The sequence below is a fragment of the Streptomyces sp. RerS4 genome (assembly GCF_023515955.1).
GTDB lineage: Bacteria > Actinomycetota > Actinomycetes > Streptomycetales > Streptomycetaceae > Streptomyces.
This window is the reverse complement of sequence record NZ_CP097322.1, coordinates 6,045,731-6,055,497: the sequence shown is the minus strand read 5'-3', so window position 1 is coordinate 6,055,497 and position 9,767 is coordinate 6,045,731. Positions and strand designations below refer to the sequence as shown.

Annotated in this window: 1 protein-coding gene; it reads right to left on the bottom strand. The window is 73.6% G+C overall.

Features of this window, described 5'->3' with window-relative positions:
* Positions 1-60: 60 nt before the first annotated feature.
* The gene (locus M4D82_RS27395) at positions 61-9,693 is read right to left on the bottom strand and encodes a type I polyketide synthase (RefSeq protein ID WP_249768733.1); all 9,633 of its coding nucleotides are present in this window, start codon (positions 9,691-9,693) and stop codon (positions 61-63) included.
* Positions 9,694-9,767 lie beyond the last annotated feature (74 nt).

The following is a 9,767-nucleotide window of genomic DNA, read 5'->3' as shown; positions in this document are numbered from 1 at the left end:
TGGAACCTCACCCATGCTCGTCACAAACCCTTGTGCTGTTACTGCCTGCTGTCCGCTGTGCTAGATACCGAGCTCGTTCTCGATGAAGTCGAAGAGCTCGTCGGGCGTGGCTTCCTGGAGCTTCTCGGCCACGGCCTCGCCGCTCGAATGGGCCTGGGGTTCACCCCACTTCGCCAGGAGGGCCTGGAGGCGCGAGGCGATGTCGGCGCGCGTCCGGACGTCCGGGTCGAGGACGGAGAGCGCGGATTCGAGCTTCTCCAGTTCCGCGATGCCGGGCGCGGCCGCCGCGCTGCCGTCCTGGACGATCTCGGCCCGCAGGAACTCGGCGAGGACCGCCGGGGTCGGGTGGTCGAAGACCAGCGTGGCCGGAAGCTTGAGTCCGGTGGCGGCGTTCAGCCGGTTGCGCAGTTCCAGGGCGATCAGGGAGTCGAAACCGAGCTCCTTGAACGCGCGGCCCGCGCCCACCTCGTCGGTACCGGCGTGACCCAGCGCGGTCGCCGCGTGGGAGCGCACCAGTTCCAGTACGGCCAGGGCCTGTTCGGCCTGCGGCATCACGGCCAGCCGGCGGCGCAGCGCCTCGCCCGGAGCCCCGGCCGCGCCCTCGCCCGCCTCGCCGGCGGCCGGGGCCGTCCGCGCGAGCCGGCGCACCTCGGGCAGATCGCCGAGGAACGGGCTGGGCCGTACGGCGGTGTAGCCGGGCGTGAACCGCTCCCACTGGATGTCGGCGACAGCGACGGCCGGTTCGGCGTGGTCCAGGGCCTGCTGGAGCGCCCGGATCGCGGCGCGCGGCGCCATGGCCGGTACGCCGCCGCGGTCGAGCCGTTCGCCGATGGCGCCGCCGGCGGCCAGTCCGCTGTCGCCCCACCGGCCCCAGGCCACCGAGGTCGCGGGCAGCCCGTCGGCGTGCCGCTGCTCGGCGAGGGCGTCGAGGTAGGAGTTGGCGGCGGCGTAGTTGCCCTGCCCGGCGTCCCCCAGGGTGCCGGCGACGCCGGAGAACAGGACGAACGCCGACAGGTCGAGGTCGCGCGTCAGCTCGTGGAGGGTCAGCGCCGCGTCCGCCTTGGGGGCGAGTACGGTCGCGAACCGCTCGGGGGTCAGCCCGTCGATCACCCCGTCGTCGAGGACACCGGCGGTGTGCACGACGGCGGTCAGCGGCAGGTCGGCGGGCACGGCCGCGAGGAGTGCGGCCACGGCGTCCCGCTCGGCCATGTCACAGGCGCGGAGCGTGACGCGGGCGCCGAGCGCGGTGAGTTCCTCGCGCAGCTCGGCCGCGCCGGGTGCGTCGGGGCCGCTCCGGCTGGTCAGGATCAGGTGCTCGGCGCCGTTCTCGGCGAGCCAGCGGGCGACGTGGGCGCCGAGGGCGCCCGTACCGCCGGTGACCAGCGTCGTACCGCGCGGCTTCCAGGCGGGCACGACGGGCGCGTCCGCGAGGGAGGCGTGGACCAGGCGCCGGCCGAACAGGCCGGAGGCGCGCAGCGCCACCTGGTCCTCGGCCCCGTCCCCGGCGAGGACTCCGACGAGCCGTTCGAGGGTTCGCTCGTCGGCCTGCGCGGGCAGGTCGAGCAGACCGCCCCAGCGGTCGGGGAACTCCAGGGCGGCGGTGCGGCCGAAGCCCCACAGCAGTGCCTGCGCCGGGTCCTGGAGCCGCTCGGACCGGGCCACGGAGACGGCGCCGCGGGTGACGCACCACAGCGGCGCGGCCACGTCGGCGTCGCCGAGGGCCTGGACGAGCGCGGCGGTGGCGAGCAGCCCGGGGTGCTCGCGCAGAGGCGCGGCGTCGGTGTCGCCGAGGGCGAGGAGGGAGAGGACGCCGGCGGGGTGGGTGGCCCCGCCTGTGGCGGTCTTGAGGGCGGTGGTGAGCGCGTCCCGGTCGGCCGCGTCGGCGGCCACGGTGACCGTACGGACCTCCGCGCCGCGCTCGCCGAGCGTACGCAGCACGGCGGCGGCCGTGTCGGCGTCCGGGCCGGCCAAGGCCTCGGGCACGACGACCAGCCAGGCCCCCGAGAGCCGCGTGGCACCGGCTTCGGCCAGCGGCTTCCAGGTGACGCGGTAGCGCCAGCCGTCCACGGTGGACTGCTCGCGGCTCTCGCGCCGCCAGGAGGACAGCGCCGGGAGCAGGGCGGTGAGCGGCTGGTCGCCTTCGATGTGCAGCTCGGCGGTGAGCGCGGCAAGGTCCTCGCGTTCGACGGCGTCCCAGAAACGGGCGTCGAGCGCGCTCTCGGCCGGCGGCGCCTCGGGGTCGGCGGGCGCGGCCTCGGGCCAGAACCGCTGCGACTGGAAGGCGTACGTCGGCAGGTCGACGCGCCGGGCGCCGGTGCCGGCGAAGACGGCGTCCCAGTCCACGGTCACACCACGGACGTAGGCCTCGCCCAGGGAGAGCCAGAAGCGCTCCAGACCGCCTTCGTTACGGCGCAGCGAGCCCAGGATCGCGGCCTCACGGCCGGCGTCCTCCACGGTCTCCTGCATCCCGACGGTCAGGACGGGATGCGGGCTGGACTCGATGAACACACCAAAGCCCTGGTCCAGAAGCGTCCGGGTGGCCTCCTCCAGCTCCACCGTCTGACGGAGATTGCGGAACCAGTAACCACCGTCCAGCTCGGGGCCCTTCACCCACTCACCGGTGACGGTCGACAGGAAAGGAACCTCCGCTTCCTGCGGGACGATCGGAGCGAGCAGCTCGGCCAGCTCCTGCCTCAACAGCTCGACCTGCGCCGAGTGCGAGGCGTAATCCACCGCGATCCGCTTGGCCCGCACGCCATCGACCTCGCACGCGACCAGGAACTCATCCAGGGCCTGCGCCTCACCCGAGATCACCACGGATGAGGGCCCGTTGGCGGCGGCGACGGAGATCCGCTCCTCACCCCACGGCGCGATCCGCTCCCGCACCGCGGCAGCCGGCAGCGGCACGGACACCATCCCGCCCAGCCCCGCCAACACCCGACCGATGGCCTGACTCCGCAGGGCCACCACACGGGCCGCGTCCTCCAGCGACAGGATCCCCGCCACGCACGCGGCGGCTATCTCCCCCTGCGAGTGACCGATCACCGCACCCGGACGCACACCCGCCGCCCGCCACATCTCGGCGAGCGACACCATCACCGCGAACAACGCCGGCTGGACCACATCCACCCGGTCGAGGGAGGGCGCGCCGTCGGCGGCCCGGAGCACGTCCACCAACGACCAGTCGGTGAAGGGCTCCAGCGCCTTCGCACACTCATCCACCCGGGTTGCAAACACGGGTGAAGCGTCCAACAGCGCTTCCGCCATTCCCACCCATTGCGACCCCTGTCCGGGGAACACGAAGGCGGTCTTGCCCCCGATGACCGACCCCTGGACGAGCAGGGGTGCGGTGCCTCCGGCGGCCAGGGTGGCGAGGCCCGCGAGGTGTTCCTCCCGGTCCCGGCCGATCACGACCGCGCGGCGGTCGTGGGCGGTGCGGGTGGTGGCCAGGGAGTGGCCGAGATCGCTGCTCCGCAGGTCAGGACGGGTGGCGAGGTGGTTCAGGAGCCGATCCGCCTGGGCGTGCAGCGCCTTCTCGCTCTTGGCCGTGAGCGGCCAGGGCAGCGGGGCGGTGCGCTCGGCGTCGTTCTCGTCCGGGGTCGTCGCGGCCAGTAGGGGGTGGGGTGCCGGCGGCACAGGGGTCCCCTGCGCCTCGGGGTCCTCGGACCCCTGCTCGGCCGGGGCCTGCTCGATGATCGCATGGGCGTTCGTCCCGCTGAATCCGAACGAGGAAACACCCGCGCGCCAGGGCCGGCCGCCGGTCTCGGGCCAGGCCCGCCGTTCGGTCAGCAGGGCGACCTCGCCCGCGCTCCAGTCGACGTGCGGGGTGGGCTCGGCGATGTGGATGCTCCGCGGCAGGACGCCGTGCCGCATGGACAGGACGACCTTCATCACGCCGGCCACACCGGCGGCGGCCTGGGCGTGGCCGATGTTCGACTTGATGGAGCCGAGCAGCAGCGGCCGACCCTCCGGCCGGTCCTGGCCGTAGGTGGCCAGCAGGGCCTGTGCCTCGATCGGGTCGCCGAGCGTGGTGCCGGTGCCGTGGGCTTCCACGACGTCGACCTCGGCCGGGGTCAGCCGGGCGTTGGCCAGGGCCTGGCGGATGACCCGCTGCTGGGACGGGCCGTTGGGGGCGGTGAGGCCGTTCGAGGCGCCGTCCTGGTTGATGGCGGTACCGCGGATGACGGCGAGGACGGGGTGACCGTTGCGCTTCGCGTCCGACAGGCGCTCCACGAGCAGCATGCCGACGCCCTCGGCCGGGCTGAAGCCGTCGGCGTCGGAGGAGAAGGCCTTGCAGCGGCCGTCGGTGGACAGGCCGCGCTGGCGGCTGAACTCGATGAAGGTGCCGGGCGTCGACATGACCGTCACCCCGCCCGCCAGGGCCATGGAGCACTCCCCCGCGCGCAGCGCCTGCACCGCGAGGTGCAGGGCGACGAGCGAGGCCGAGCAGGCGGTGTCGACGGTGACGGCGGGGCCTTCGAGACCGAACGTGTAGGAGAGCCGGCCGGAGACGACGCTGCCCGCGCTGCCGGTGGCCAGGTGCCCTTCGAGGCCTTCGGTGGCGGCGCCGCGTACCAGGTGGGAGTAGTCGGAACCGTTGGTGCCGACGAACACGCCGGACTGGCTGCCCCGCAGGGTCTCCGGGTCGATCCCGGCCCGCTCGAAGGTCTCCCACGAGGTTTCCAGCAGCAGCCGCTGCTGCGGGTCCATCGCCAGGGCCTCGCGCGGGGAGATCCCGAAGAACGCCGGGTCGAAGGAGGCCGCGTCGGTGAGGAAGCCGCCCTCGCGGGTGTAGGAGGTGCCCTGGGCGTTGGGGTCGGGGTCGTAGAGCGCCTCGACGTCCCAGCCCCGGTCGGCGGGGAACCGCGAGAGGGCGTCGCCGCCGGAGGCCAGCAGCTGCCACAGTTCCTCGGGGCTGCGGACCCCGCCGGGGAAGCGGCAGCTCATCGCGACGACGGCGATCGGCTCGTCCTCGGACCCGGAAGTGGCGGCCGTCGGCACGGGCGTGGCGCCGGTGGCACGGTGACCGGCGAGTTCGGCCCGCAGGTGGCGGGCGAGGACGGTGGGGGTCGGGTAGTCGAAGACGAGGGTGGGCGGCAGCTTGAGGCCGGCGGCGGCGCCGAGCCGGTTGCGCAGCTCGACTGAGGTGAGGGAGTCGAAGCCCAGCTCCTTGAAGGCCCGGCCGGCCTCCACCGCGTCGGGGCCCGCGTAGCCGAGGACGGCGGCGACGGCGGTGCGGACCAGCTCCAGCAGCAGCCGTTCCTGCTCGGCCTCGGGCTGCCCGGCGAGCCGCCGGACGAGGACGGCGGCGCCGCCGCCGTCCTGCGCCGCGTCATCGCGGGCGGGCTCCATGGCCTGGCGTGCCTCGGGCAGGTCGTGCAGCAGCGGCCGGGCGCGGCCGGAGGTGAAGGCGAGGACGAAGCGCTTCCACTCCATGTCCGCGACGGTCAGGGTGGTCTCGTCGCGGTCCAGGGCGTGCCGCAGGGCGCTGACGGCCCGTTCGGGATCCATCTCGATGACGCCGTGGCGGCGCATCCGGTCGCCGACGGCGCCTTCGGCCATGCCTCCGTCGCCCCAGGGGCCCCAGGCGAGGGAGGTCGCGGGCAGGCCTTCGGCCCGCCGGTACTCGGCGAAGGCGTCGAGGAAGGCGTTGCCCGGCGCGTAGTTGCCCTGGCCGGGGGCGCCGAAGGTGGCGGCGAAGGAGGAGAAGAGGACGAACGCGGAGAGGTCGAGGTCGCGGGTCAGCTCGTGCAGATGCAGGGTCGCGTCGACCTTGACCCGCAGGACGCGTTCGATCTGCTCGGGGGTCAGCGTCTCGATGACCCCGTCGTCCAGGACGGCCGCCGTGTGCACGACGGCCGTCAGGGGCCGGTCGGCGGGGATCGCGGCGATGAGGGCGGCGAGGGCGTCGCGGTCGCTGACGTCGCAGGCGACGAGGGTGACCTCGGCGCCGAGCGCGGTCAACTCCTCGCGCAGCTCGGCCGCGCCGGGCGCCTCGGCACCCCGACGGCTGGTCAGCACCAGGTGCTCGGCGCCGTTCGACGCCAGCCAACGCGCCACGTGCGCGCCCAGCGCACCCGTACCACCGGTGACCAAAGTGGTTCCGCTCGGACGCCACTCGCGTACAGCGGGGCTGTCGGACAGCCGGGCCCGCACGAGACGGCGTACGAACAACCCGGAGGACCGGACGGCGACCTGATCCTCGGCCGCGTCCCCGGCCAGCACCCCCGCGAGCCGTTCGAGCACGCGGTCATCGGCCTCCGACGGCAGGTCGATCAGGCCGCCCCACCGCTCGCCGTGCTCCAGGGCCGTCACCCGGCCGAGCCCCCAGATCGGGGCCTGCGCGGGATCGGTCTGCCGCTCGGAGCGGGCCACGGAGACGGCTCCCCGGGTGACGCACCACAGCGGGGCGGCAACGTCGGCGTCACCGAGGGCCTGGACGAGGGACAGCGTGGCGATGACCCCGGCCGGCGCGGCCACACCGATCGGCTCGGCCTCGGTCCCGGCAGGGGTCAGGAGCGAGAGCACACCCGCCACGGCGGGGCCGTCGGCGAGCGCCTCGCGGATCCGCTCGACCAGCGCCGCCCGGACGTCGTGGGTGCGGGGGACGGTGATCTGTCGTACGTCGGCGCCGTGTTCGGCGAGCGTACGCAGAACGGCGGCGGTGGGAACGGCCTCGGCCGCCTCGGGGACCGCGACCAGCCAGGTTCCGTCGAGGCGGGCGGTGGCGGGCTCGGGAGCGGGCTTCCAGGTGATCCGGTAGCGCCAGCCGTCGACCGTGGAGCGCTCCTGGCTCTGGCGCCGCCAGGAGGAGAGCGCGGGCAGGAGCGCGGCGAGGGTCTCGTCGGCGTCGATGTCCAGCTCCGCCGTGAGGGCGGCCACGTCGTGGCGCTCGACCGCCTCCCAGAAGCGGGCGTCGACCGCGTCGACCGGGTAGGCGGCGGCCTCCGGGTCCTCGGCGGTGCCGCTTTCGAGCCAGTAGTGCTCCTGCTGGAAGGCGTAGGTGGGCAGGTCGACGCGCCGGGCACCGGTACCGGCGAAGACGGCGTCCCAGTCCACGGTCACACCACGGACATAGGCCTCGCCCAGGGAGAGCCAGAAGCGCTCCAGACCGCCTTCGTTACGGCGCAGCGACCCCAGGATCGCGGCCTCACGGCCGGCGTCCTCCACGGTCTCCTGCATCCCGACGGTCAACACCGGATGCGGGCTGGACTCGATGAACACACCGAAGCCCTGGTCGAGCAGGGTCCGGGTGGCCTCCTCCAGCTCCACCGTCTGACGGAGATTACGGAACCAGTAACCACCGTCCAGCTCGGGGCCGTTGACCCATTCGCCGGTGACGGTCGACAGGAAGGAAACCTCCGCGTCCTGCGGGACGATCGGAGCGAGCAGCTCGGCCAGCTCCTGCCTCAACAGCTCCACCTGCGCGGAGTGGGAGGCGTAATCCACCGCGATCCGCTTGGCCCGCACGCCATCGACCTCGCACGCGGCCAGGAACTCGTCCAGCGCCTGAACCTCACCCGAGATCACCACGGACGACGGCCCGTTCACGGCGGCGACGGAGATCCGCTCCTCACCCCACGGCCCGATCCGCTCCCGCACCGCGGCAGCCGGCAGCGGCACGGACACCATCCCACCCAGCCCCGCCAACACCCGACCGATGGCCTGACTCCGCAGAGCCACCACACGGGCCGCGTCCTCCAACGACAGGATCCCCGCCACACACGCGGCGGCTATCTCCCCCTGCGAGTGACCGATCACCGCACCCGGACGCACACCGGTGGACCGCCACACCTCGGCCAACGACACCATCACCGCGAACAACGCCGGCTGAACGACATCCACCCGCTCCAGCGAGGGCGCGCCCTCAACACCACGCAGGACGTCGAGCAACGACCACTCGGTGAACGGCTCCAGCGCCTTCGCGCACTCCTCGATCCGCGCCGCGAACACCGGCGACGACTCCAGCAGCCCGGCGGCCATCCCCACCCACTGCGAACCCTGCCCCGGGAACACGAACACCGTCTTCCCACCCACCACCGAACCGGTCACCACACCGGCCGCCATCCCACCCGAAGCCACCGCACGCACACCGGCAGCATGATCACCCAACACCACCGCCCGGTGATCCAAACCCGCACGCGTCGACGCCAACGACCACCCCACATCCACCGGATCCAACTCCGGCAGACCCGCCAACCGCTCCGCCTGCGCCCGCAACGCCGCCGCACTCCTACCCGACAACACCCACGGCACCACCGGCATACCCGAACGGACACCCGGCTCGACCTCGAAAGCTTCGACCGCCTCCGGCGCCTGCTCCACAATCACGTGCGCGTTCGTCCCGCTGAACCCGAACGACGACACACCCGCACGACGCGGGGCGCCGGTCTGCGGCCAGGGGACGCTCTCGCCGATGAGGGAAACGGCGCCCGCCTCCCAGTCGACGTGCGGGGTGGGCTCGTCGAGGTGGAGGGTCTTCGGGACGACGCCGTGCCGCATCGCCTCGACCATCTTGATGATGCTCGCGACGCCGGCGGCGGCCTGCGTGTGCCCGATGTTCGATTTGATCGAGCCGAGCAGCAGCGGCCGGGCGGCCGGGCGGTCCTGCCCGTACGTGGCCAGCACCGCCTGCGCCTCGATCGGGTCGCCGAGGGTCGTGCCCGTGCCGTGGGCCTCGACCACGTCCACGTCGGCGGCCCCCAGGCGGGCGTTGGTGAGGGCCTGGTGGATGACGCGCTGCTGGGAGGGGCCGTTGGGGGCCGTCAGGCCGTTGGAGGCACCGTCCTGGTTGATGGCGCTGCCGCGGATCACGGCCAGTACGGGGTGTCCGTGGCGCTGCGCGTCGGACAGGCGTTCCACGAGGAGCATGCCGACGCCCTCGCCCCAACCGGTGCCGTCGGCGGCTGCCGCGAAGGGCTTGCAGCGGCCGTCGGAGGCCAGGCCGCGCTGGCGGCTGAACTCGGTGAAGGTGGCCGGGGTGGCCATGACGGTGACACCGCCGGCGAGGGCCATGGTGCACTCCCCCGCCCGCAGGGCCTGCACGGCGAGGTGGAGGGTGACCAGGGAGGACGAGCAGGCGGTGTCGACGGTGACGGCCGGGCCTTCGAGGCCGAACGTGTAGGCCACGCGGCCGGAGGCGATGCTTCCGGAGCTGCCGGTGCCGAGGAAGCCCTCGACGCCTTCGGGGACGGTGTCCAGGCGGGCGGTGTAGTCGTGGTACATCACGCCGGCGAAGACGGCCGTCCGGCTTCCGCGCAGGGAGGTCGGGTCGATGCCGGCCCGCTCGAACGCCTCCCACGAGGTTTCCAGCAGCAGCCGCTGCTGCGGGTCCATCGCCAGGGCCTCGCGCGGGGAGATCCCGAAGGGCGCGGGGTCGAAGCGGGCGGCGTCGTAGAGGAAGCCGCCCTCGCTGACGTAGCTGGATCCGGCGCTGTCGGGGTCGGCGTCGTAGAGCGTCTCGACGTCCCAGCCGCGGTCGGCCGGGAAGCCGGAGATCGCGTCGCGGCCGTCGGCGACGAGCCGCCACAGGTCGTCGGGGGTGCGGACGCCTCCGGGGTAGCGGCAGCTCATCGCGACGATCGCGATGGGCTCCTGGTTCTGTTCCTCTACCTCGCGCAACCGCCTGCGGGCCTGGCGCAGATCGGCGGTCGCCCGCTTGAGGTAGTCGCGAAGCTTGTCCTCGTTCACCATGTGCGTGGCTCCATGCCAGAGAGGCGGTCGTACGGGTCTGTCCGTGGTGGTCGGGGGTGCCGGACGGGGCGGGG